The following is a 20,616-nucleotide window of genomic DNA, read 5'->3' as shown; positions in this document are numbered from 1 at the left end:
AATACCGCCGAATATCGCCCCCGAACCACAGGGTGGGGTCAGGCGATGTCGGGCGCCGTCGTCGGCAGGCCCGTGCCGGCGGCGCGGGCGAGGGCCCGGCGCAGGCCGCGGGCCTTGAGGAGGACCTCGTCGTGCTCGGCGGCCGGGTCAGAGTCCGCGACGATCGCCCCGCCGGCCCCCACGGACCAGCGGCCCCCGGCGAGCACGGCCGTGCGGATCACGACGGACAACGACGTCGTCCCGTCCGCGCTCAGCATCCCCAGCGCCCCGGAGTAGACCCCGCGCGGGGAGGCCTCCCACGCGGCCAGCAGCTCGACGCTGCGGCGCTTCGGCGCGCCCGTCATCGACCCGCCGGGGAACAGCGACCGCACCACGTCCACGGGCTCGACGCCGGCCCGTGCCGTGCCCGTGACCGTGGAGACGAGCTGGTGGACGCTCGCGTAGCTCTCCACCGCCATGAGGGAGGGCACCTGCACGGAGCCGGGCTCGCACACCCGGGAGAGGTCGTTGCGCAGCAGGTCCACGATCATGAGGTTCTCGGCGCGCGTCTTGGGGTCGGCGGCGAGCGCGCGGGCGGCCTCGGCGTCCCCGGCCGGGTCCGGCAGGCGGGCGGCCGTGCCCTTGATCGGCTTGGTGCTGTACCGGCCCTCGCGCCCGGCGAGGAACCGCTCCGGTGAGGCAGAGACCACGGCCCACCGGCGGGCGCCCGTGCCGTGCTCCAGCAGCGCCGCGTACGGGGCCGGCTGGTGCGCGGCGAGCTCGTGGAACAGGACCAGCGGGTTCACGCGCAGCCCGGGATCGGCGTCGAAGCGGGTGGTCAGGCACAGCTCGTAGGAGTCGCCGGCATGCAGCGCGGCGCGGCAACGGGCGATCTGCTCGGCGTACGCCGCCCGGTCCTCGCGCCACGTGCCCGGCGCCTCCTCATCGGCCCGCGGCCCCGGGCCGGCGTCCCGCGGCGGGGGCACGACGACGTCGCCCGCCGCCGTCTCGAGAGCGCGGCGGGCCGCGGCGAGGGCGCGGCGCACGTCCGCCGCCCAGCGGTCGGCCCCGGCCTCCGCGGTGGTCGGATCGAGGGAGACGACGCAGCAGTGCAGCACCCCGGCCGCGTGGTCGGCCACGACGTAGCGGGACGGGCGCACCCAGAACTGCGCGGGCAGGGGCGCGGGGTCCTCGGGTCGGCGTGAGGGCGGGGACACCCCCAAATCCGCCATGCCAAGTTCGTAGCCGAGCCAGCCGACCAGGCCGCCGCGCAGGGGCAGGCCCTCGCCGCCGACCACCGACCGGGGCGCGGCCGCGGCCCCGAGGTCCGCCCACGCGCGGTCCGGATCGGCGGGGTCGTCGTGCCGGACCAGCCGCGGGCCAGGGGAGGGCACGCGACCCTGCTCCTCGCCGAGCACGTCCAGCCCGTCGCCCGCCACGGACCAGCGCGCCTCGGCCGGGTCCGGCAGAGCGGAGTCCAGCCAGAACGACGCGGCCCCGCGCACGACGGCGTGCGCATAGACCGCGGCCACGGCGGTCGCCGCCGTGTGCCCGGCCGCCGCGAGCGCCGCGGCGTCGAGCGTGCGCACGGCCACGTGCAACGGGGTGGCAGCGGCCTCGGACGGTGCGGGGGCGGTGGGCATGGCCCCCAGCGTAGGGGTCAGCCCCCGCCGGGATCGCCGCGGGCGCCGTCGTCGGGTGGGCCGTGCCCGGGGCCGACGCGTGGGCGGTGCTCGTCGAGCCGGTCCTCGCGCTGCTCCTGCTGGCGACGTTCCTGGCGGTGCCGTTCGCCGCGCTGGGCGCGGGGCTGCGGGACGGCAGGTTCCTCGGGGCACTGCTGGTCCTGAACTTCGTGGTGGTGCCGGCGGTGGTGTTCGGGCTGAGCCGGTTCGTGGCCCACGACGACGCGCTGCTCGTGGGCGTGCTCCTCGTGCTGCTGGCCCCGTGCGTGGACTACGTCATCGCGTTCACCGCACTCGCGGGCGGGGCGGCGGTGGCCGCGGTCGACGTCGGGCCCTTCGTCCGTGCTCTGGTCATGCTGATTCTGGTGCCGCTCGCGCTCGCGGCGCTGCTCCAGTGGGGTGCGGTGCGCGGCCGCGGTGGGGTGCGGGACACGGCGGCCGGGGTGGTGCGCGGGTTCACGGTGGCGATGGTCCCGCTCATGGTCGTCACGCTGTTCACGGTGGTCGCCTCGCAGATCCGCGGGGTGGGGGAACGGCTGCCCGCGCTGGCCGCCGTCGTGCCCCTGTTCGTGGCGTTCGCCGTCGTGATGGTGGCCCTCGGTGTGGTGGCTGCGCGGTGGGCGCGCCTCGATGTGCCCGCAGGACGAGCGCTCGTGTCCTCGGGCGCGACGCGGAACTCCCTGGTCGTGCTGCCGCTGGCGTTGGCCCTGCCGGCGAGCCTGGACCCGGCCCCGCTCGTGGTGGTGACGCAGACGCTCGTGGAGCTCGGGGCGATGGTGAGCCTCGTCCGCCTGGTGCCCCGGCTGCTGCCGCTGCACGGGCAGTCCGCGGGGGCGGGCGCGGGTCGAACCGTGACCTGACCGCCCAGAATGTTGCCTTACCGTGACCGGAATCACGGTCCCGGGTGGCTATGGTGGGCGACATGAGCCTCTCGTTCGTGTCCTCGGCGCGCCGCCGTCACGGCGGCCTGGCGTCGGCCGCGCTGTTCCATCCGCTGGTCGAGGCGGCCACCGGCGCACTGCCCGTCATCGACCCCGCCACCGGGCGCCCCGCGTCCGAGGGAGTGGACGCGGCGCGGACCGAAGCGTCCCGCGCGGCAGGGACCGGTCCTGCACAGGCCGCAGCGGAGACCGAGCCATCCACGCAGGGCGGTTCCGCTCGGGGCTGACCGCCCCGCCCCGTCCCTAGAATGGTCCGCATGGCTGGACTGATCGTGCGCAAGGACATCGACCTCGTCCGCGAGCGCACGGACCTGAAGGCCGTGGTGGAGGAGTTCGTCACCCTGCGCTCGGCGGGCGTGGGCTCGTTCAAGGGGCTGTGCCCGTTCCACGACGAGCGGACGCCGTCGTTCCACGTGCGCCCCGGCGTGGGCACCTATCACTGCTTCGGATGCGGCGCGCACGGGGACGTCATCAGCTTCCTCATGGAACTTGAACACACCACGTTCATGGAGACCGTGGAGCGACTGGCGTCCCGGGTGGGGGTGGAGCTGCACTACGAGGACGGCGGCACCGGCCCGGACAAGGCGGAGACGGGGCGCCGTCGTCGCCTGTTCGAGGCGAACAAGGTGGCGGACGAGTTCTTCCGTCGGGCCCTCGGCTCGCCCGAGGCCCAGGCCGCCCGCGACTTCCTCACCCAGCGCGGGTTCACGCAGGAGCACGCGGTGCAGTTCGGCCTCGGGTACGCCCCGCAGGGGTGGTCGCATCTGCTGGACCACCTCCGGCAGCGCGGCTTCCGGGACGAGGAGCTGCGCGCCTCCGGGCTGGTGTCCGAGGGACAGCGCGGCCTGTACGACCGGTTCCGCGGCCGCCTGCTCTGGCCCATCCGGGACATGACCGGCGCGACCATCGGCTTCGGCGCCCGCAAGCTCTACGACGACGATCCCGGCCCCAAGTACCTGAACACCCCCGAGACGCCGCTCTACAAGAAGTCCCAGGTGCTCTACGGCATCGACCTGGCCAAGCGCACGATCGCCAAGGAACGCCAGCTGGTGCTCGTCGAGGGCTACACGGACGTGATGGCGGCCCACCTGGCCGGCGTCGGCACGGCCGTGGCCACGTGCGGCACCGCGTTCGGCGCGGACCACATCAAGGTGGCCCGCCGCCTGATCTCCGACGACGGCACGGGCGGCGAGGTGATCTTCACCTTCGACGGCGACGAGGCCGGGCAGAAGGCCGCCCTCAAGGCGTTCGACGAGGACCACCGGTTCCTCGCCAAGACGTTCGTGGCCGTGGAGCCCAGCGGCATGGACCCGTGCGACCTGCGCATGCAGAAGGGCGACGAGGCCGTGCGCGCGCTCATCGCCTCGCGGCGGCCGCTCTTCGAATTCGCGATCCGGGCGGGGCTGAAGGACTACGACCTGAACACCGTGGAGGGCCGCGCCGGCGCCCTGCGCCACGCGGCGCCGATCGTGGCGGGGATCAAGGACGCCGTCCTGCGCCCGGGCTACGAGCGGGAGTTGGCCGGCTGGCTCGGCCTGGGCCCGAACGCCGTGCACCGGGCCGTGGCCGCGGCCGGGCGCGCACCGCGGCGGGGGCCCGAGCCCGAGGCACGGCCGACCCCGGCGAGCGACGGGCAGGCGGTCGGGCCCACGGGCCGCCACGGGGAGGCTGCCGCCCCGGCGCCGCGGATCGTGGTGCCGGTGGACCCGCGTGACCCCGTCGCCCGCCGGGAGCGGGAGTCCCTCGAGGTGGTGCTGCAGCACCCCACCCTGCTCTCCGCGGAGCAGTGGACCGCGCTGTACGCCGCCCGCTTCACGGTCCCGCAGTACGCCGCCGTCCACCAGGGCGTGAAGGTGGCCGGGTCGGCGGGGGCGACACCGCAGCGCTGGGTGGACGCCGTGCGGGACGCCGTGCCCCAGGAGGTGGCCGGCGTCGTCTCCGAGCTGGCCGTCCGCGACCTGCCCGCCCGCACTCCCGAGGATGTGGACCGGTACTGCCGGGACATCATGAACCGCCTGTTCGCCCTGCAGATCGTGCACCGCAAGGAGGAGCTGCTCGGGCGCCTGCAGCGGCTCGGCCCCGAGGGCGACCCCGCCGAGTTCACCCGCCTCAACAGCGAGCTCATGGAACTGGAGGCGCGCCGCCGGGCCCTCCGAGCCGACGACTGACCCCCACCCGTTTTCGTTCGGGAAACGGCGGCTCCAGGCGCGTTTTCGTTCGGGAAACGGCGGCCCGTCGGCCGCGCGGCGTCAGCGCTCGTCGACCGTGAGCACCTCGCCGGACGTGGCGTCGATCTCGACCTCGGGGCCGTCGGAGCCGTCCTCGCGATCGAACCGGACCTCCCACTGGAGGGTGCCGTTGTCGTCCTCCAGGTCCATCTCGTCCAGGGTCACCCCGTCACGGCCCTCCCGGGCGGTGTCGAGGGCCTGCTGGGCGGTGACCTCGGCCTCCTTCGCCTTCTGGACGTCCTCGGGATCCGACTCGCGATCGGTCTCGGTGATGTCGCCGTCGGCGGTGACGTCCAGCTCCTTGGCCCCCTCGCCCACCACGACGTCGACCTCCCAGGTCGTGTCATCGTCGTTGGCATCCACCGCGACGATGATGCCGTCGGCGTACTTCTCCAGGACCGCGTCGATCACCGCGTAGGCGGGCTCGTCGGCCTGGCCGGTGGCCGAGCCGCTGCCGGCCGCGGCGGCCGTCGACGAGGCCGAAGCGGAGGAGGCTGATGACGACGCCGAGCCCGACGCGTCGTCCGTGGTGGGGGTGCTCGCCACCGCCGAGGAGGCGTCGACCCCCGGCGAGGCGGAGCCGTCGTCGCCGTTGTCGGAGGTGGTGCCGCAGGCCGCGAGGGCGAGGGCGGCGAGCATGCCCGTGCCGGTCAGGGCGGTCTTGCGTGTGAGGGTCGTGATGGTCATGGACACGTCTCTCCTTCGGGTCCGTTCCTGATGGTTTTGGGGTGTCCGCGCACCGTAGGCCCGCCGGAACCGTGCCTGGCAAGGGCCCGGTCCCCGGGCGTGGGTAGGACGACGACGGCGCCCCGCGGCCGGGTGGCGCGCAGGCAGGGGCTCTGGTAGAGTTCCATCCGTTGTCCGAACGGCTCCGGCGGTTCGCGGCACATTCCCCCGTAGCTCAACGGCAGAGCATTCGACTGTTAATCGAAGGGTTGTTGGTTCGAATCCAACCGGGGGAGCGATCCTGAGGCCCCTGCACCGACCATGTCGGTGCGGGGGCTTCTTCGTGCCTGGAGGACGACCGGGCCGAACAGTTCAGCGAGCGTGATGTCGAGCCACCCCGCGATCGAGGCCAGTTCGGGGAACGTGAAGTCCTGCTGTCCGCTCATCCGCCGGCTGACCGCGCTGCGTGTCAGGCCCATGTGCCGGGCCATGTCGGACTGGTTGACCTGCCGGCGGCCCATCCAGGCGCGGATCTCCGCGAGGAGCGCGGTCTTGATTTCTGACTCATCCATGTGTCCAGCGTAGCGAAGGGCAGGCCAGTCGTCATGGGATACGAAAAAAAATTGCTACATAAGCAACATACGGCTTGACCAGTGTTGCGGGTAGCACAACACTGGTGGCCATGACGAGACAGAAGCAGTTAACTCTGCAAATCCGCTCCAGGTTGGCCCTGGCCGACAAAAGCATGGGGGACCTGGGCGAAGCCCTCGGTCTAAGCCGCGCATCGGTGTCAGCACGTATGAACGGGCACCGCGATTTCACCTTCACGGAACTCGAGACCGTCGCTGACTTTCTTGGGTTGTCGATGCGAGACCTCTTCGTGTTCGAGGCCGAGGAGGGGAAGCCGTGACGGCGACAGTGGTTGACCCTGACCACGGCGCGTCCATGACTGCTGCGGCAGCGCGTGACCTCACGGACCAGATTAAGACTGGCATGGAGTCGGTCTACCACCTCATCCGTTCGGCATATCGAGGACGGGCCTGGGCCGTTCTTGGCTACCGCAGCTGGGACGACTACGTGACCCGTGAGTTCGGAAACCTCCACCTCCGTCCGCCCTTGGAATATCGGCAGGACGTGGTCCTCTCACTTCGTGAGGCCGGCATGAGCGCACGCGCCATCGCAACCGCCACTCAGTTGTCTAAGAGCACCGTGCACCGGGAACTCGACGCGACGGCGGGTCGAGATGTCCCAAATGGGACACCTGGAAACGCTCGGCGGGTGACTGGCACGGACGGGAAGACCTATCAGCCGGTGCGCGAGCGAGCCGCGACGTCGTCCGAAGGGCCAGAGGCGGTGCTCGAGGGCCAGATGGGCCTGGACTCGGTGCTGGACATGCCGGCCGAAGACTTCGGGATCGAGCCGCTGGACTTGGTCCGGCACGACGAGGAACAGAAGAACCGCGCGCGTCGTGTGCTGACTGCGTTCAACGGGTCGGGTGCGGCCGCGGTGCCAGCGCTGATCAAGGCGGCTACCCCGGTGGCCTCGCTGGTGTCTCCGGCGACGGGTAAGGCGCTGGTCGAAGACGAGGACTTGCACGGGGTCGTGTGGGACTCGGTGCGGTGCGTGCGGACGCTGGCGCACGTGATCCGGTCCGTGGGGCATGTCGAGGGCGAGTCCCAGGCGGAGATCCGGTCGACGCTGCGGGACGCGGTGGACGACCTGGATGAGGTGCTGAAGAAGATCGAGGAGGGCACGCGATGAGCGCGCAGCAGATGTGGGAGGCCCGAACGTCTGGGCCGAAAAGGGCGGAAGCCCCGGCCAGCGGGCAGGCTGTCGGGGCTTCCGAAAACGCTCAATCCGAGACGGTGCACATTCCAAAGAACACGCTGGTCGAGCACTCAAAGGATAGCACCGGGGCGCGGCCCACGGACAGTGGGATTCGGACGCTTCCGCGCCGGGTCAACCCGAACGATGGGCGGTTCATCCGGGCCGTGGTGGCCGGGACCGCTGTGGCCGGGCTGGTGGCGTTCTCCATTTCGTTCGCGGCGCTGTACGAGGTCGCGGCGTGGCTGGGGCTGCCGCCGTTCATGCATTGGGCAGTGCCGGTCTTCATAGACCTGGCGATCCTGGTCTACGCAGGCTCCGTACTGGTGCACGAGTCTCGAGGGGAGTCCGCGCGGGCGTCGTGGTGGGCGCTGGGGGCGTTCACGGGGCTGTCGATGATCGCCAACGGGGCGCATGCGTGGAGTGCTGAGAACGCGAGCGTGTGGCAGTCCGTGGTGGGTGCGCTCATCGCGGTGATGGTTCCGGTGGCGGTGTTCGTGGCCACGGATCAGCTGGCGCGGGTCGCGGTGGAGAACCCGGACTCGCGGCGGGCCGAGCGCGCATCGCAGGTGTCGGAGGAAGCAGAGCAGCTGAAGGCTCAGGCGGAGCTGGATCGTCAGCGCGCGGAGCTGGAGGCCGAACTCGCAGCGAGCCGCTGGCAGATCGAGGCCCAGCGGCGCGAGGCCGAGCGGGAGGCCGAGGTGGCCGAGGCTCGGCACCGGCAGGAGCTGGAACGGATGGAGCGTCAAGCCAAACTCGAGACCGAACGCGAGGCCCGCGAGGTTCCGCAGGCCGTGGTCGAGGAATCGCAGGTCGCCCAGGGGATCGAGGTCGTCGAGACCGTGGCGTCGTCAGAGCCGGTCGCCGCAGAGACGAAGACGGTGGAGAAGGCATCGGGTGCGAACATCACCGCATGGATCGTGTCCCGCGCGCAGGAGGGCCAGGTGCCCTCGGCGGCGGAGGTCGCAGAGAAGTTCGGGTGCTCAGAGCGCACCGGGCGCCGCCGCTTGGCCGATGCCCGTGAGGCGCACGCCGAGGCATTCGGGACCGAGGAGGAGCAGGCATGAGCATCGAAGCGATGAAGTGGGCGCAGAAAGTCGCGGAGACAGGCCAACTCAACACCGGCCAGGCGTTCGTGCTTTTGCTGCTGGGTGACCATGCGGACGAGGCGTGGTCGTGCCACCCGAGCCAGGAGTTGTTGGCCCGGCGGTCGGCCCAGACGGTGCGTTCGGTGGAGCGGCACATCGCCCGCCTGCGAGACCTGGGCCTGGTGGACACCGAGTCTCGCTACGGGGACGGGCGCGGGCGGATCGGCTTGAGGTACTACCTCCGCGAAGAGGCCCTGAACGACCTTGTCCAAGACGCCGAGACCCGCATGAACACGCGACCCGACAATCTGTCGGGTAAATCTGAGACCCGCACGAAGACGCGACCCGACAATCTGTCGGGTAAATCTGAGACCCGCACGAAGACGCGACCCGACAATCTGTCGGGTAAATCTGAGACCCGCATGAACACGCGACCCGACAATCTGTCGGGTGAGTCGACTCACCCGACAATTTCGGCGGACTCACCCGACAATCACGACTTTGCCGACTATAAGGATCGCGCGCGGACTAACCCTCAAGAACCCTCATCTGTCCGTCCGTCAGTCCGTCAGTCCGGTGCAGTGCGCGCGGAGACGACGACGGACGACGGACGACGGACCGATCAGGTCATCGACGGTGGGGAAGGCGTGGGGCTGGTCCATCGGGGTGTGGTCCTGGCGGACTTGGTTCAGCGGGTGCCGGCGGCTGCGGACCTCGGAGACGGGCAGCTGCGGTCCATCGTGGACGTGGTCTTGGCGCGGGCCTCGGGGCCGGTGCGCAAGCCCACGGCCTTCGTGGCGCGGTCCTTGGCCTCGGAGTTCGAGGAATTGGTCGCTGTGACCCGGCCCCGGCCGGTCGCCGTGACTCAGGCTCCGGCTGCTTCGGGGCAGGTGCGTGAGCTGCGGACCGGTGAGCCGTGCCAGGACCCGGACGTGCACATCCCGGCGTACGGGCAGGCCGTGCTTGCAGACTGCCCGCACTGCCGGCTGGAGCGGCGGGCGATGCCACGGGCGTTGATGGAGGCGGTGGACTGATGACCGGGCAGGCGGACCGGGTGGCTCCGGCGGGGATGGTGCTGGTGACCGGTGACGAGCTGGCGGAAGCGGTGGCCTCGGTGCGAGGCACGGTGGTGGCCGTACTCGGACCCTCGGGCAACGGCGACGTCGTCGAGGACGTGCTCCAGAGCACGTGGGAGTCCGCGTGGCACTCCCGGGAGCGGTTCGATCCGGACCGGGGTTCCCTGCGGACCTGGGTCGGCACCATCGCCCGGAACCGAGCGGTGGATCATCTGCGGGCGGTCGGCCGGTCGCGGGCGGGCCAGGAGGCGCTGGAGGCTTCCGCGGTGGCGCGGGAGAAGACCGCGGTGTCGACGGTCATGGAGGACCCGGCCGAGGCTGTGGTTGAAGCGCTGGCTGCACACCGGGAAGTCGCGGAGGTGATGCGGGTGGTCGAGTCGGTCATGGAGTCCTCGGAGATGACGGCCCGTGCCCTGGCCGTGGTGCTGGCGTTCGGGGATGACGTCGTGGCGGCATCGGAGGCGATGGGCGTCTCGGTGACCGCACTGCGTCAGGCCCGGCGTGAGCTGGTGCGCTGTGCCCGGGTGGTCCGGGCGGCGCAGGAGGTGGCCCGTTCGGGGCAGGCGGTGACGATGCGTGTGCTGATCAGCTGCCTTCCCGACGACGGGGACGCGGGGGACTGGGCGCGGCAGGTCGCGTTGGCCTGCGCGCAGGCGGGGGGCCGGATGGAAGCGGTCACGGTCGAGGACGTCATGCAGGCCACCGGGTTCAGCCACTCCACGAGTCGGCAGTACCTGGCCGAGACACGGCACCTGCTGAGGGTGGCGACAACGGTGATCCGAAACGAGAGGGCAGAGAAGTGAGCGAGCAGACGGAGTTCGAGCAGAGCCATGACGTCCCGGAGGGTCAGGAGCCGCGCGTGGTCTACGTAGAGCGGGACCGGGGACTGGTCGCGTCCGTGCGGCGACTGCGCCAGCGCGCAGGCGAGGCCGGGCGGCGGTGGGTGGCGGAGTCCGTGGACGCGCCGCTGCCGACGTCGTGGCAGGAGCGGGTACCGGACGCGTGGGACTCGGCGCGGGGTCGGTGGGTGATCGCGGCCGTGGCGCTGGCGGTGCTCGTGGTGTGGGTGCTGGTGGTGCAGGCGATGGCGCGCTGACAGACCTTCGCGGTGGGGACCGCGAACCCAGGACGAGACACGGCAACGAAGCAAGAGCGGGCCAGACGAGCGGCGAGGAGTCGGACATGTTGAACGGAATCAACCCGGACGGGCTGTCGGGGTGGTCACAGATCAGTGGATGGGTGGTCGGGACGGCGCTGGTCGTGCTGATCCTGGCGGTGGGGGCTGGCGTGGCGCTGGCGGTGTGGGGCAGGGCCTTGTTCTCACCTGGCGGGATGCGCAAGGGGTGGACGATGGTCGCGTTGGCGGCGGTGGGGGCGACGGTGCTGGGCGCTGGCACGGCCGGCACGAGCTGGGGGGCTGGGCTGGGCACGAGCGAGCTGATGCCCGCCGGGGCCAGGCCACAGTCGGTCGCGATCGAGAAGAACGCCCCGAAGCAGACCTGCAACCGGCAGGCGGTGCGGGACTTCGACAAGGAGGAGCCGTCGCCGGATCGGGCAGAGCGTGAGCGTGTGATCAGTGCGTTGCTCGGTGGACAGCCCGCGTTGGACGGGTACGAGTGGGGCAAGGAGGCTACGGGCACGGAATCCTCGTACACGGTCGTCACATCGGTGAAGTGGTACGCCACGGGCGAGGTGAACGGGTCGGGTGAGCCGGACTGCTCGGCACAGAACGAGGCCACGGCCGAGTGCTCGCCGGTCGAGGTGCACGTGGCGCGTCAGTCGCTGACCAACGGTGCTCAGACCGGGCGGACCCTGACGCTGACGCGGGGTCAGAACTGCTCTTAATCTGATCTGCGAGTTGCCCCCACCTGCTGCGGATGCAGCGGGTGGGGGCTTTCTCGTGTGCGGGCCAGGTGACATGCGTGGCGGTGGGGCGCGTCGTACATCTGGCAGCGGGCGGGAGTTGCCCGTTCGGCCCGGAAGGTATCCAGGCCGTCGTCACATCACATCCCTACGGGAGGACCTCTGATGAGCAATCTGATTCACGCGGCCACCACGGTGGCTGCCGGTGTCCCGGACATCGCACCGAGCTTCAACGGGCCGTGGATGCCCACCATCCAGAACATCACGGGCCTGGCGTTGGGCACCTTCCTGGTCATCCTGATCGTCGCCGTCGGCATCGGCGTGCTGGTCTGGATCTTCGGCAAGCTCTCCTCGAGCGGCCGCGCGCAGGACGTGGGTATCAGCTTCGTGGTCTGGGGCATCGTTGCTGCGGCCCTGATCGCCGGTGCTGCGAGCCTGATCGGCTGGGGCGCTGGCCTGCCGCTGTTCTGAGGTCCTGAGCGCACTCACGGAGGGAGAGAACGATGTGGGAGAAGGACTTCGAGGAGTTCATGCGGGGTTCGATCCTGGGGCTGGCGAAGGCCGCTTCCGGGCTGCTCGAGCAGGCTTTCTCCGTGGGTGCGCTGACCCCGGAGTGGTGGGTCACGGTCGTCGGCGGGCAGGTCACTACGACGGTGGCCGGTGGCGAGAGCACGGTGATCGACCACCCGGGGATGCTGAACATCATCGTGGTGGCGATGATCCCGCTGCTGATGATCTTCGTGGCCGTGCAGGTCGTGCTCTCGGCGGTGCGCGGGTCTACGGCCGGCATGGTGCGCGCGTTCCTGGCGGCGGTGTTCAGCATCCCGGCGACTTACGTGGTGGTCGGGCTGGTGTGGATGGCGATGGGGGCGACCCAGCAGCTGACCTTGTGGATCTTGCGGGTCGGTTCCGGTGGCACCGATGGCCAGGACGAGGCGGTGGCCGGCGTGCTGGGGCTGTTCGGTCTGACCTACGACGCCGCCAACGACAAGATCCTGCTGGATGAGAACTTCGCGCAGTGGGAGATGGCCAGCGAGAACTCGGAGAACGGGATGATCGTGGTCGCGGTGATCATCGCGCTGGTGATCTTCTTCGCCTGCTTCGTGCTGATGGCGATGATGATCTTCCGTCTGGTGCTGATTCTGATCTTGGCCTCGTTCGCGGCCCCGGCGATCTTCTCGTTGGCCCTGGAGCCGGCCAAGGCGCTGGCGGGGCGGTGGCTGTCGATGATGCTGGGGCTGATCATGGCCGGGCCACTCGCAGCCGCCGTTGTGCGGCTGGGCATGGCGATGGCGGCATTGTCCACGGATTGGGTGCAGACCGTGGCTGGCATGGTGCTGGTGTTCGTGGCCGCGGCCATGCCGATCTTCATGCTTGCAGTCACCGCGTGGCTGGCCGGCGGTGCTGGCCAGGCTGAGCAGGCGGGCGTGATGGCCGCGAGCCGGGCCGGGCGTGGAGCAATGAATTCGATGCGGGGCGTTTCGGCGCGGGCTGGCCGGATGCGCCAGCGTGCCGGGGCGATGGTGATGCGAGGAGGCCGCTGATGGCAACGATGATTCAGGAGTCGATGGACTCGGAGTACGACGACGTCCGATTCCCCCAGGAACGGACTCAGGGACTGATCCTGGGGCTGACCCTGGAGCAGGTGATCGTGGTTCTGGCCGGCGTGCTGATCGGCATGGCGTTCATCCTGCGTGGCGGGCCGGCCATGCTCGTGGGTATCGGGCTGATGGCCGTGATCGGCGCGTTCGGCGCGACCCGGTTCCGTGGCCGGTCCCTGCCTGGCTGGGTGTGGGTGGCGATGCAGTACCTGCGGCGCGGGGCAACGGATCAGCTCGAGTACCGCCAGGGGATGGCCCCGGCACACGTGCTGGAGCTGGTGGACGGCGAGCCGCAGGCCCCGGTGAGCGAGGCAGGGCCGCAGGCTCAGCGCGATGCGAAGGGGCGGATCAAGCCGGGTGAGCCGGCACGGTTCCGGCTGCCGGGTGTGGCCGGTGAGCTGATGGTCTACGCGATGCCCAACGGGGCCGGGTTCGTCTGGGACCCGCGCGCCCGGGAAGCGGTGGTCTGTGCGAAGGTCATGACGACGCGGGGCTTTGACCTGGAGTCCTTCGACGCTCAGGAGGAACGGTCCCTGTCGTGGGGATCGTCGCTGGCGGCGCTGTCGCGTCTGCCGGGTGTGGTGCGGATTCAGGCGTCGGATCAGACGACGCTCATCTCCGGTGCGGCCGTGGAGGACTTCTACGAGTCCAAGCAGGAGGGCGCGGGCCGGTCAGGGGCAAGCGTCGACCCGTTCCTGGACCAGGCGTTCCGTGAGCTGATGAAGGAGGCCCAGTCGATGCCGGTGCACGAGCAGTGGCTGACGCTGGTGGTCTCCCCGTCGAAGATCACCTCGCAGGTCAAGGCGCTCGGCGGGGGCACCCCGGCGCTCATGGAGCACATGCTCAAGCTGATGACGACGGTGGAGAGCACGCTGCCGCGCTCGGGGACCCAGGTGACCGCCTGGCACTCTCCGCGCACGCTGGCCGGTCTCTCGCGGTCGGCGTTCGACCCGGACGCCTCGGTGATGGTCTCGACCATGAAGGCGGACGGGAAGACGGCGGGTACCGCGCCCTCGAGCGCGGGACCGATGGCCGTGGAGGTCCATGCGGGCCACATGGTCACGGACGGGAACTACCACCGCACCTACAAGGTCTCCGAGCTGCCGCAGAACCTGGCCCGGCTGGGGTTCCTGGACGAGCTGGTGTTCGCCGGGGACTTCCGGCACACGGTCTCGGTGTTCCTGGCTCCGGTGGAGCGTGGGGCCGCGGTGCGGTCCGTGCAGCGGCGCAAGACGGACTGGCACACGAACTCGCGGCTGATGAGCAAGCTCGGGCGCATCGGGTCGTTGGAACATGACCAGTCCCTGGAGGACGTGGAGCGCGAGGAGGCCGAGCTGCGGCGTCGGCACACGGGCGTGGATGTCGTCGTGCTGGTCACGGTGACCGGGTCCTCGCGGTCCGAGCTGGAGTCCGCGGCTGCGGAGGTCGTGGCCTCCGGGATCACGGCCGGGTGCGAGCTGCGCCCGGTGTGGATGGAGCAGGACGCGGCGTTCGTGGCCGGTGCCCTGCCGTTCGGAAGGATGAAGCTCTGATGCGTGAAGAACCGAAGGTCGATCTGTTCCAGATCATCGAACCGGGCAAGGACGAAGCCCGAGAGGCCAAGCGTGCGGCCCGGGAGCTGGAGCGAGGCCAGCGGGCGCTGCGGAAGGCGATGGCTGCGCAGGCTAAGGAGGTGCGGTTCCCTCAGCCGCAGTGGGGCAAGGCCGGACCGCGCGGGGCACGGCAGCTGCGGGGGATGCGCACGCTGGCCCCGCGGCCGGTCCGCACGACGACGCATACGGCCTCGACGGCGTACCCGTTCGTGGCCGGCCCCGGTCTGGGTGCGCGCGGGCTGATGATCGGCAAGGACATGCACGGCGGCGGCGCGTTCTGCTTCGACCCGTGGGCACTCTATGAGGCCGGGATCATCTCGGGCATGTCGATGATGCTGTTCGGTCAGGTGGGCACCGGGAAGTCGTCACTGGCCAAGTCGCTGGCGGTGCGGCAGGTGCTGGCCGGGCGCAAGCTCTCGGTGGCCTCGGACAAGAAGGGCGAGTGGACCCGTGTGGTCAAGGGCCTGGGTGGATCGGTGATCCAGGTCGGCCCTGGCCTGGACACGCGCCTGAACCCGTTGGACCCGGGCACCCGGCCCTCGACGGACGTGCAGGGCGAGCTGATGACGGATCGGGCGTGGGCCTCGATGGTGCGGACTCGGCGCATGTCCATCTTGGTGGCCCTGGTGAAGATCCTCACCGACCGGGACATGACCTCGCCCGAGCACCATGTGCTCTCGGCGGGCCTGGACGCGGCTGTGGCGGTCGCGGACGCCGAGGGACGTCCGCCGATCATCCCGGACGTGATCCGGGCGCTGGACGCGGCCCGCACGGACCCGGACGCGATGAAGGCGCAGGCCGCGTCGGTGACGATGATGACGCTGGGCCGCGTGTCCTCCGGCGATCTGGCCGGCATGTTCGACGGGGAGACCACGGTGGTCCTGGACGATCAGGCGTGCGCGACGAGCATCGACACCTCCGCGTTGCTGGGTGCCTCCCCGGAGGCGGTGCGCGTGGTCAACGCGTGCGCGGGCGCGTGGACCGAAGCGATGGTCACCACGCGCGACGGCGGGCAGCGGATCGTGATCTACGAAGAGGGCTGGGACAACATCAGCTCCGAGGCCGACCTGCGGCGCATGGTCGAGCAGTGGAAGCTCAGCCGCGCCTACGGCATCTTCAACGTGCTTGTGCTGCACAAGATCGCTGACCTGGACATGGCTGGTGATCAGAGCTCGAAGATGGCCGCGATGGCCCGGTCCCTGCTGGCCGACGCGGACGTGAAGGTGATCTACCGGCAGGACCGGTCCGCGCTGAAGATCACGACGTCGGAGATGGAACTGTCCGACCGGGAGCGGTCCCTGGTGCGGTCCCTGCCCAAGGGCACGGGCCTGTGGCGTCTGGGGGATTCCTCGTTCGAGGTGCAGAACGTGCTCACGCGGGCCGAGCTGCCGCTGTTCGATACGGACGAGCGCATGGACAAGGCGAAGGAGGCGGTGGCCTGATGCGACGTGAACGTGGCAACAACTCGGTCCTGGAAGGGGACAGCCCGGCCGAGACGGCACTGATCTGGCTCATCGGTCCGGCCGTGCTGCTCTACGGGGCGTACCTGCTGGCCGGGTTCCTGGCCGGGCGTATCCACTGTGGGGCACCGACGAAGCCGGACTCGCTGTTCGCGCCGCTGGGCTTCCTCGTGGGCGAGCACGACCCGGCCACGTTCGGGGCCACCGCGCAGGGATGCACGGCGACCACCGGCGGGGTCATCGGCTGGCTGATCGGTCTGGGTGTGTTGGTGCTCGTGCTGATCGGCGTCGCGGTGACGGCGTGGAGCCGATACCAGCAGTCGGACAAGAAGTTCATCAAGGAGCTGCGCGAACGCGAGGGCCTGGCCCGGTCTACGGAGATCACCAAGACGGTGGGCCGCAAGTCGGTGCTGTCCCGGGTGAAGAAGGTCCGGCCCTCGATCAAGAAGCCGGCCATCACGGACGGGGCCATGCGCCTGGGCAAGGCCGAGGGCGTGGACGTGTTCGCGAGCTACGAGGAGTCGGTGGTGCTGATCGGCCCGCCGCGCTCGGGCAAGGGCGTGCACCTGCTGATCGGCGCGATTCTCGACGCACCCGGCCCGGTCATCACGACCAGCTCACGTGCGGACAACCTGGGGGCCACAGCCGAGCTGCGCAAGAAGAAGGGACCAGTGGCCCTGTTCGACCCGCAGGGACTGACCGGTCAGCCCTCCACGCTGAAGTGGTCCCCGATCACGGGCTGTGAAGAGCCGCGTGTGGCGAACCAGCGGGCGGCGTCGCTGATCGGTGCCTCCGGCCTGGGGTCCTCCAGCTCGAACGCGGAGTGGCAGGCCCCGGCCATCACGATCATGGAGTGCCTGCTGCACGCCGCGGCGCTGGGTGAGCGCACCGTGGATGACCTGATGCGGTGGGGCAACAACCCGGCCGAGGCCAAGGAGGCCGTGAAAATCCTCACCGAACATCCCAAGGCCGCGCTGAACTGGAACCTGGTGCTCAAGGGCATCATCGAGGGCGACCCGAAGCTGCTCCAGTCCAAGTGGTTCGGCGTCGAAGGTGCGGTCAAGGGGCTGTCGGTGCCCGAGGTCCGCGACGTGCTGCGACCCAACCGGTTCGAGGAGACCCTGGACATCGACAAGTTCCTCACCGAGTGCGGGACGCTCTACATCGTGGGCACCAAGACCGGCGGCTCGTCGGCGGGGCCGTTCCTGATCGCGATGATGGACGCCATCACCGAGCGGGCGCGCGAGCTGGCGGCGAAGTCGCCCGGGAACCGGCTCGACCCGCCGCTGTCGCTGGTGCTCGATGAGATTGCGAACATCTCCGGTGCCTGGCCGGGGCTGACCCAGCTCATGGCTGACGGCGGCGGCGTGGGCATCTCCCCGTTCGCGGTGTTCCAGTCGATGGCTCAGGCCCGCAACGAGTGGGGCGAGCAGCAGGCGCAGGCGTTGTTCGATGCGGCCACGGTGAAGGTCCAGCTCGGGGGTGCCTCGAACGTGTCCGACCTGGAGCAGTTCGCCAAGCTGGCCGGCCAGCGCAAGATCATGCGGACCTCGAAGTCTCGCGGCAAGGACCACACCTCGGTCTCCGAGCAGATCCACGACACCGACGTGGTCTCGGTCGCGGAGCTGCGTCGGCTGCCGTTCGGGTGGGGGGTCCTGCTGAACCGTAATGGGCGTCCGATCCTGATGCAGATGACCCGCTGGTGGGACCGCAAGGACGGCAAGCAGATCAAGGAGGCCGCGGGGCGGTACTCGAAGGCGCTGCTGGCTGAGCTGGAGTCCAAGGACCCGGCCCCGTCCACACCGACCGACGCGGACCGGGCCGAAGAATCCGTGGCGGCGTTGGACCCGGTGCCGGAGACGGCCCCGGCGATCCCGGTGCGGTGAGGGCATGGGCAGGTTCGGGCTGCACCGCACCAGCTCGGCCGAGTACAAGCGGTACCTGCGGTCCCAGGCATGGGGGTACAGGCGGGTGCGGTGGTTCGCAGACTGCCGGCAGGCCGGCCAAGAGCCGGCCTGCCAGGTCTGCGGGATCACGCTGACCCAGGCTGGGACCCTGGACCTGCACCACGTCTCGTACAAGGGCGTGGGCCAGGACGAGGAGGGCCGGTGGCAGGCCCGCGAAGCGCACAACGACCTGATGCCGTTGTGCCGGGACCACCATCAGCGGCTGCATCAGATCATGGACGGCAAGAAGGAGTTCTTTGGATGGGACCGCAGGCGGGCCACGGTCGTGATCGTGGCCAGGATGATCCGGCAGAGGCAGGCATGAGCACGGACGGGGGTGCACGGTGCCATGTCTGCCAGCGGCCCGTCTCCACGAGGTGGCACTGCGCCGATGGACGATACCTGGACCGCGCCGAGTGTCGTGCCACCGGCGGAATCGGGGTGTGGTTGTGCGGTACATGCGAGGACGCCGCGCATCGCTACATGCGCTCGACCGGGGCAGACGGGCGCGAGGCCGTTGAGGAGCTGTTCGCCCGGCTCGAGAGGCTGTTGGGCGGGCCAGCACGCCGGTACACGAGGGAAGGACGGAACTGATGGCATCGCCCTGGGTTGAAGACGACGAGCCCACGGACTGGGAGGCGCCGGCGGCCGCCGATGACGACGGACAGACGGGAACTCCGCTGCCCTACGTCGACCCGGAGGTCGCCGCGGAACTCGCGGGCGAGGGTCCGCCGGTGTGGATGGGCACGCGGTGGAGGGAGATCAAGGCAGAGCACCAGTGGGAGGCGTGGAACACGCTGCGTCGGTGGGTGGACTGGTTCGTAGCCGAGTACCGGCTGGTGACCTCGGTAGTGCCACCCTGCTGGTACAAGCACTCGGACCTGACGGCCGAGCTGTATGCGGCGATGTGCATGGAGTACAAGGTCTGGGAGGAACAGGCTCCGGGGCTGGGCCCGATGATGATGTGGCACCCGCATGTGGAGATGCTCACCGCGCGTCTGCGCCGCATGGTGGATGAGGCCGGCTGCGCGAAGATCGGGAGGCACAAGGAGCCCGAGGCGTACGGAGACCGGCCAGCGTTCACGCTGGACTACGACGAGGACGACTTCACGGCCTGGGCTGGTACCACCCGTGAACAGGACACCCTCGAACGACCCGCGACGGGCGTGCAATACGTGCGGGCACGTGTGGTGGACGGCGACGGCGGGCAGGTCGCGGTGTCGAACCCGGTGGGGCTGGCCGCCTCCCGGCAGCCTGAAGACGTGGCCGTGGTGCTGGAGATGTCCTCGTCTACGCCGTCGGCTCCACGGCTGGCGGTGTCCGTGGCTGATAGTCGGGACGACCTCAGTGTGGAGTGGGAGAGCTCCCCGGACGGGCACATCTGGGGCACCCTGGGAGATGAGCAACAGCCGGAAGACTCGAGCGAGGAGGAACGACGATGAACTGGGTTCGCGGCACCGGTAGCCCGTGGAACATGCACTGGGTCCAGCAAATGGACAGGCAGGAGTGGGACCTCTATGAGGACGACCGCACCGGCGCAATGTGGGTGGAGCGGGAGTACGGCACCGTGCTGGCCATGCTCAGCGACGGTGGCTGGCGGATGACGAAGAACGGGGCGCCGTACCGGTCCCGGTACCGCGTGTTCGAGTTGGCCGGAACCGATGTTATCGAGCGCACGGATGTGTTGTTCTCGGGGCTGGCTCATGGTGGGCACTTCGATGAACGCCAGGAGGGTGCTGGGCGGTATCAGGCCGTGCGTCGGGAATGCGTCGAAGCAATCGAACGGAAGCTCCAGGTCGCTGTGACGCAGAGCTGACTACAGGAGCACCATGACGGAGCGGCCCCGATACCGGAGAGGTATCGGGGCCGCGGGCTTCTCGGTCTGACGTAGGAGATTCAGTCAGGACGGCCAGCCTGTGATGCCTTCGAATAGTTGGCTCAGGCTGAGGCTGGCCGTCGTGTTGGGGTCAGTCAGTGCGATTGGTGGCGCGACGATGCCGTGCGGTCTCGAAGATCACGTGCAGGATCGAGGCAACCAGAATCAGAGCAAGTGCAAACCACGTCCACCCGTCCAGGCTAAGGTTCGCGATGTCGTGGCCCTGGTTCTGAAGGTCGGTGATGGTGCTCTTGAACTTGTAGCTGACGATGGCTGACAAGCTGACCAGGACAACAAGTGTGGCCCATGCGACTGCTCGTTTGCGGATGAGGATGGATGCACCGAACATGACGGTCCAGAATCCCACGACGATAGGGAGGGCGCTTGTCAGCATCAACGACCCCACCAGGTTCTGGAGCGAAGTCGGGACCTGGTCATTTTTGACTTCTTCGACACCAGCGAGGATCGGGACTGGTTGGGGGTCGGTGGTTGCGTCAGTGGGTTGGTCGTTGGGTGCGTCAGAAGACGGGTCGGTGGCTGAGGCGGAGGCGGTAAGCAGCAGGAGGGCGTGCAGGGGCGCAGGAGGGCGTGCAGGGGCGCAGGAGGGCGTGCAGGGGCGCAGGAGGGCGTGCAGGGTGCGGACCGGCGGAGCCGGAGCAAGTTAGATACTTAGCTATGCTAAGTCGCTTTCGGCCTAGTTGTAGGAGGGCATGACGTTGTTGACTCGGGCCGGTGCCAACGAGGCCGGAGGAGCGTCTCCGCAGGAGGTATGAGGCCGATGGTAGTTGTAGTGG

General features: G+C 69.7%; 22 protein-coding genes and 1 tRNA gene. 19 read left to right on the top strand and 4 right to left on the bottom strand.

The window, feature by feature from the left end:
* Positions 1 to 38: 38 nt before the first annotated feature.
* The gene (locus ABIB16_RS05255) at positions 39 to 1,622 is read right to left on the bottom strand and encodes an anthranilate synthase component I family protein (RefSeq protein ID WP_095353463.1); all 1,584 of its coding nucleotides are present in this window, start codon (positions 1,620 to 1,622) and stop codon (positions 39 to 41) included.
* A gap of 32 nt (positions 1,623 to 1,654) precedes the next feature.
* Between ABIB16_RS05255 and ABIB16_RS05250 the strand changes: the two genes are divergently transcribed.
* From ABIB16_RS05250 to dnaG, 3 genes are all read left to right on the top strand, one after another.
* Positions 1,655 to 2,521, top strand: coding sequence for an arsenic resistance protein (locus ABIB16_RS05250; protein WP_060974137.1), 867 nt, complete (start codon positions 1,655 to 1,657; stop codon positions 2,519 to 2,521).
* A 62-nt stretch (positions 2,522 to 2,583) separates the two neighbouring features.
* Positions 2,584 to 2,829, top strand: a complete 246-nt coding sequence (locus tag ABIB16_RS05245) for a hypothetical protein (RefSeq protein WP_060974141.1) — start codon at positions 2,584 to 2,586, stop codon at positions 2,827 to 2,829.
* A gap of 30 nt (positions 2,830 to 2,859) precedes the next feature.
* Entirely contained in the window at positions 2,860 to 4,770 is a 1,911-nt protein-coding gene (dnaG, locus tag ABIB16_RS05240; RefSeq protein WP_060974138.1) for a DNA primase, read from the top strand.
* 81 nt (positions 4,771 to 4,851) lie between these two features.
* On the opposite strand, the gene ABIB16_RS05235 is transcribed toward dnaG, so the two are convergent.
* Positions 4,852 to 5,517, bottom strand: coding sequence for a PepSY domain-containing protein (locus ABIB16_RS05235; protein WP_060974139.1), 666 nt, complete (start codon positions 5,515 to 5,517; stop codon positions 4,852 to 4,854).
* Positions 5,518 to 5,720: 203 nt separating this feature from the next.
* On the opposite strand from ABIB16_RS05235, the gene ABIB16_RS05230 reads away from it, so the two are divergent.
* A tRNA-Asn gene (locus tag ABIB16_RS05230) sits at positions 5,721 to 5,792 on the top strand.
* Here ABIB16_RS05230 and ABIB16_RS05225 read toward each other — a convergent pair.
* Positions 5,754 to 6,017, bottom strand: coding sequence for a helix-turn-helix domain-containing protein (locus tag ABIB16_RS05225; protein WP_223246458.1), 264 nt, complete (start codon positions 6,015 to 6,017; stop codon positions 5,754 to 5,756). The genes ABIB16_RS05230 and ABIB16_RS05225 overlap by 39 nt on opposite strands.
* 161 nt (positions 6,018 to 6,178) lie before the next feature.
* Here ABIB16_RS05225 and ABIB16_RS05220 point away from each other — a divergent pair, with 161 nt between their 5' ends.
* The 15 genes from ABIB16_RS05220 (at position 6,179) to ABIB16_RS05150 (ending at position 19,762) form a co-directional block, all read left to right on the top strand.
* Positions 6,179 to 6,406 (top strand): helix-turn-helix domain-containing protein, encoded by a 228-nt coding sequence (locus ABIB16_RS05220; RefSeq protein WP_060974140.1) that lies wholly within the window; start codon positions 6,179 to 6,181, stop codon positions 6,404 to 6,406.
* An 83-nt stretch (positions 6,407 to 6,489) separates the two neighbouring features.
* Positions 6,490 to 7,257, top strand: coding sequence for a helix-turn-helix domain-containing protein (locus ABIB16_RS05215; RefSeq protein ID WP_231862087.1), 768 nt, complete (start codon positions 6,490 to 6,492; stop codon positions 7,255 to 7,257).
* Complete coding sequence (locus ABIB16_RS05210) at positions 7,254 to 8,387, top strand: DUF2637 domain-containing protein (RefSeq protein ID WP_354436090.1); 1,134 nt, start codon at positions 7,254 to 7,256, stop codon at positions 8,385 to 8,387. The genes ABIB16_RS05215 and ABIB16_RS05210 overlap by 4 nt, the downstream gene beginning before the upstream one ends.
* Complete coding sequence (locus tag ABIB16_RS05205; RefSeq protein WP_061873033.1) at positions 8,384 to 9,442, top strand: helix-turn-helix domain-containing protein; 1,059 nt, start codon at positions 8,384 to 8,386, stop codon at positions 9,440 to 9,442. The genes ABIB16_RS05210 and ABIB16_RS05205 overlap by 4 nt, the downstream gene beginning before the upstream one ends.
* Positions 9,443 to 9,477: 35 nt before the next feature.
* Positions 9,478 to 10,287: an RNA polymerase sigma factor gene (locus tag ABIB16_RS05200; RefSeq protein ID WP_231119441.1), complete on the top strand. Its 810-nt coding sequence runs from the start codon at positions 9,478 to 9,480 to the stop codon at positions 10,285 to 10,287.
* A complete protein-coding gene (locus tag ABIB16_RS05195; protein WP_036340685.1) occupies positions 10,284 to 10,580 on the top strand; it encodes a hypothetical protein in 297 nt (98 codons plus the stop codon). Before ABIB16_RS05200 ends, ABIB16_RS05195 begins: the two co-directional genes overlap by 4 nt.
* 86 nt (positions 10,581 to 10,666) lie before the next feature.
* A complete protein-coding gene (locus tag ABIB16_RS05190; protein ID WP_060973426.1) occupies positions 10,667 to 11,329 on the top strand; it encodes a hypothetical protein in 663 nt (220 codons plus the stop codon).
* 183 nt (positions 11,330 to 11,512) lie between these two features.
* Positions 11,513 to 11,818: a hypothetical protein gene (locus ABIB16_RS05185; protein WP_060774791.1), complete on the top strand. Its 306-nt coding sequence runs from the start codon at positions 11,513 to 11,515 to the stop codon at positions 11,816 to 11,818.
* A gap of 32 nt (positions 11,819 to 11,850) precedes the next feature.
* Positions 11,851 to 12,891 (top strand): hypothetical protein, encoded by a 1,041-nt coding sequence (locus tag ABIB16_RS05180; protein WP_060973427.1) that lies wholly within the window; start codon positions 11,851 to 11,853, stop codon positions 12,889 to 12,891.
* On the top strand, positions 12,891 to 14,480 hold the full coding sequence (locus tag ABIB16_RS05175) for an SCO6880 family protein (RefSeq protein ID WP_060973428.1): 1,590 nt from the start codon (positions 12,891 to 12,893) through the stop codon (positions 14,478 to 14,480). Before ABIB16_RS05180 ends, ABIB16_RS05175 begins: the two co-directional genes overlap by 1 nt.
* Positions 14,480 to 15,982 carry a putative type IV secretion/conjugal transfer ATPase gene (locus ABIB16_RS05170; RefSeq protein ID WP_049145144.1) on the top strand — a complete coding sequence of 501 codons (1,503 nt, stop codon included), beginning with the start codon at positions 14,480 to 14,482 and terminating at the stop codon, positions 15,980 to 15,982. The genes ABIB16_RS05175 and ABIB16_RS05170 overlap by 1 nt, the downstream gene beginning before the upstream one ends.
* Positions 15,982 to 17,886, top strand: coding sequence for a type IV secretory system conjugative DNA transfer family protein (locus tag ABIB16_RS05165; RefSeq protein WP_049145140.1), 1,905 nt, complete (start codon positions 15,982 to 15,984; stop codon positions 17,884 to 17,886). Before ABIB16_RS05170 ends, ABIB16_RS05165 begins: the two co-directional genes overlap by 1 nt.
* Positions 17,887 to 17,890: 4 nt before the next feature.
* Positions 17,891 to 18,271: a hypothetical protein gene (locus tag ABIB16_RS05160; protein WP_049145137.1), complete on the top strand. Its 381-nt coding sequence runs from the start codon at positions 17,891 to 17,893 to the stop codon at positions 18,269 to 18,271.
* A 268-nt stretch (positions 18,272 to 18,539) separates the two neighbouring features.
* Positions 18,540 to 19,388, top strand: coding sequence for a hypothetical protein (locus tag ABIB16_RS05155; protein ID WP_049145136.1), 849 nt, complete (start codon positions 18,540 to 18,542; stop codon positions 19,386 to 19,388).
* A complete protein-coding gene (locus tag ABIB16_RS05150) occupies positions 19,385 to 19,762 on the top strand; it encodes a hypothetical protein (RefSeq protein WP_049145134.1) in 378 nt (125 codons plus the stop codon). Before ABIB16_RS05155 ends, ABIB16_RS05150 begins: the two co-directional genes overlap by 4 nt.
* Before the next feature lie 151 nt (positions 19,763 to 19,913).
* Here ABIB16_RS05150 and ABIB16_RS05145 read toward each other — a convergent pair whose 3' ends face one another.
* Entirely contained in the window at positions 19,914 to 20,171 is a 258-nt protein-coding gene (locus tag ABIB16_RS05145; RefSeq protein WP_134377518.1) for a hypothetical protein, read from the bottom strand.
* Positions 20,172 to 20,616 lie beyond the last annotated feature (445 nt).

This window comes from Micrococcus sp. UYEF5 (assembly GCF_040546065.1).
Lineage (GTDB): Bacteria > Actinomycetota > Actinomycetes > Actinomycetales > Micrococcaceae > Micrococcus > Micrococcus luteus.
Note: the sequence above shows the minus strand (reverse complement) of the source record. Positions and strands in the feature narration are given on the sequence as shown.

Bases quoted from the DNA above. Each gene is read 5' to 3' on its own strand.
- ABIB16_RS05150 (WP_049145134.1), top strand. From the start codon at position 19,385: ATGAACTGGGTTCGCGGCACCGGTAGCCCGTGGAACATGCACTGGGTC.
- ABIB16_RS05210 (WP_354436090.1), top strand. From the start codon at position 7,254: ATGAGCGCGCAGCAGATGTGGGAGGCCCGAACGTCTGGGCCGAAAAGG.
- ABIB16_RS05225 (WP_223246458.1), bottom strand. From the start codon at position 6,017: ATGGGCCGCCGGCAGGTCAACCAGTCCGACATGGCCCGGCACATGGGC.
- ABIB16_RS05200 (WP_231119441.1), top strand. From the start codon at position 9,478: ATGGTGCTGGTGACCGGTGACGAGCTGGCGGAAGCGGTGGCCTCGGTG.
- ABIB16_RS05160 (WP_049145137.1), top strand. From the start codon at position 17,891: ATGGGCAGGTTCGGGCTGCACCGCACCAGCTCGGCCGAGTACAAGCGG.
- ABIB16_RS05255 (WP_095353463.1), bottom strand. From the start codon at position 1,622: ATGCCCACCGCCCCCGCACCGTCCGAGGCCGCTGCCACCCCGTTGCAC.
- ABIB16_RS05190 (WP_060973426.1), top strand. From the start codon at position 10,667: ATGTTGAACGGAATCAACCCGGACGGGCTGTCGGGGTGGTCACAGATC.
- ABIB16_RS05180 (WP_060973427.1), top strand. From the start codon at position 11,851: ATGTGGGAGAAGGACTTCGAGGAGTTCATGCGGGGTTCGATCCTGGGG.
- ABIB16_RS05220 (WP_060974140.1), top strand. From the start codon at position 6,179: ATGACGAGACAGAAGCAGTTAACTCTGCAAATCCGCTCCAGGTTGGCC.
- ABIB16_RS05205 (WP_061873033.1), top strand. From the start codon at position 8,384: ATGAGCATCGAAGCGATGAAGTGGGCGCAGAAAGTCGCGGAGACAGGC.
- ABIB16_RS05170 (WP_049145144.1), top strand. From the start codon at position 14,480: ATGCGTGAAGAACCGAAGGTCGATCTGTTCCAGATCATCGAACCGGGC.
- ABIB16_RS05245 (WP_060974141.1), top strand. From the start codon at position 2,584: ATGAGCCTCTCGTTCGTGTCCTCGGCGCGCCGCCGTCACGGCGGCCTG.
- ABIB16_RS05235 (WP_060974139.1), bottom strand. From the start codon at position 5,517: ATGACCATCACGACCCTCACACGCAAGACCGCCCTGACCGGCACGGGC.
- ABIB16_RS05145 (WP_134377518.1), bottom strand. From the start codon at position 20,171: ATGTTCGGTGCATCCATCCTCATCCGCAAACGAGCAGTCGCATGGGCC.
- ABIB16_RS05175 (WP_060973428.1), top strand. From the start codon at position 12,891: ATGGCAACGATGATTCAGGAGTCGATGGACTCGGAGTACGACGACGTC.
- ABIB16_RS05215 (WP_231862087.1), top strand. From the start codon at position 6,490: ATGGAGTCGGTCTACCACCTCATCCGTTCGGCATATCGAGGACGGGCC.
- ABIB16_RS05185 (WP_060774791.1), top strand. From the start codon at position 11,513: ATGAGCAATCTGATTCACGCGGCCACCACGGTGGCTGCCGGTGTCCCG.
- ABIB16_RS05155 (WP_049145136.1), top strand. From the start codon at position 18,540: ATGGCATCGCCCTGGGTTGAAGACGACGAGCCCACGGACTGGGAGGCG.
- ABIB16_RS05165 (WP_049145140.1), top strand. From the start codon at position 15,982: ATGCGACGTGAACGTGGCAACAACTCGGTCCTGGAAGGGGACAGCCCG.
- dnaG (WP_060974138.1), top strand. From the start codon at position 2,860: ATGGCTGGACTGATCGTGCGCAAGGACATCGACCTCGTCCGCGAGCGC.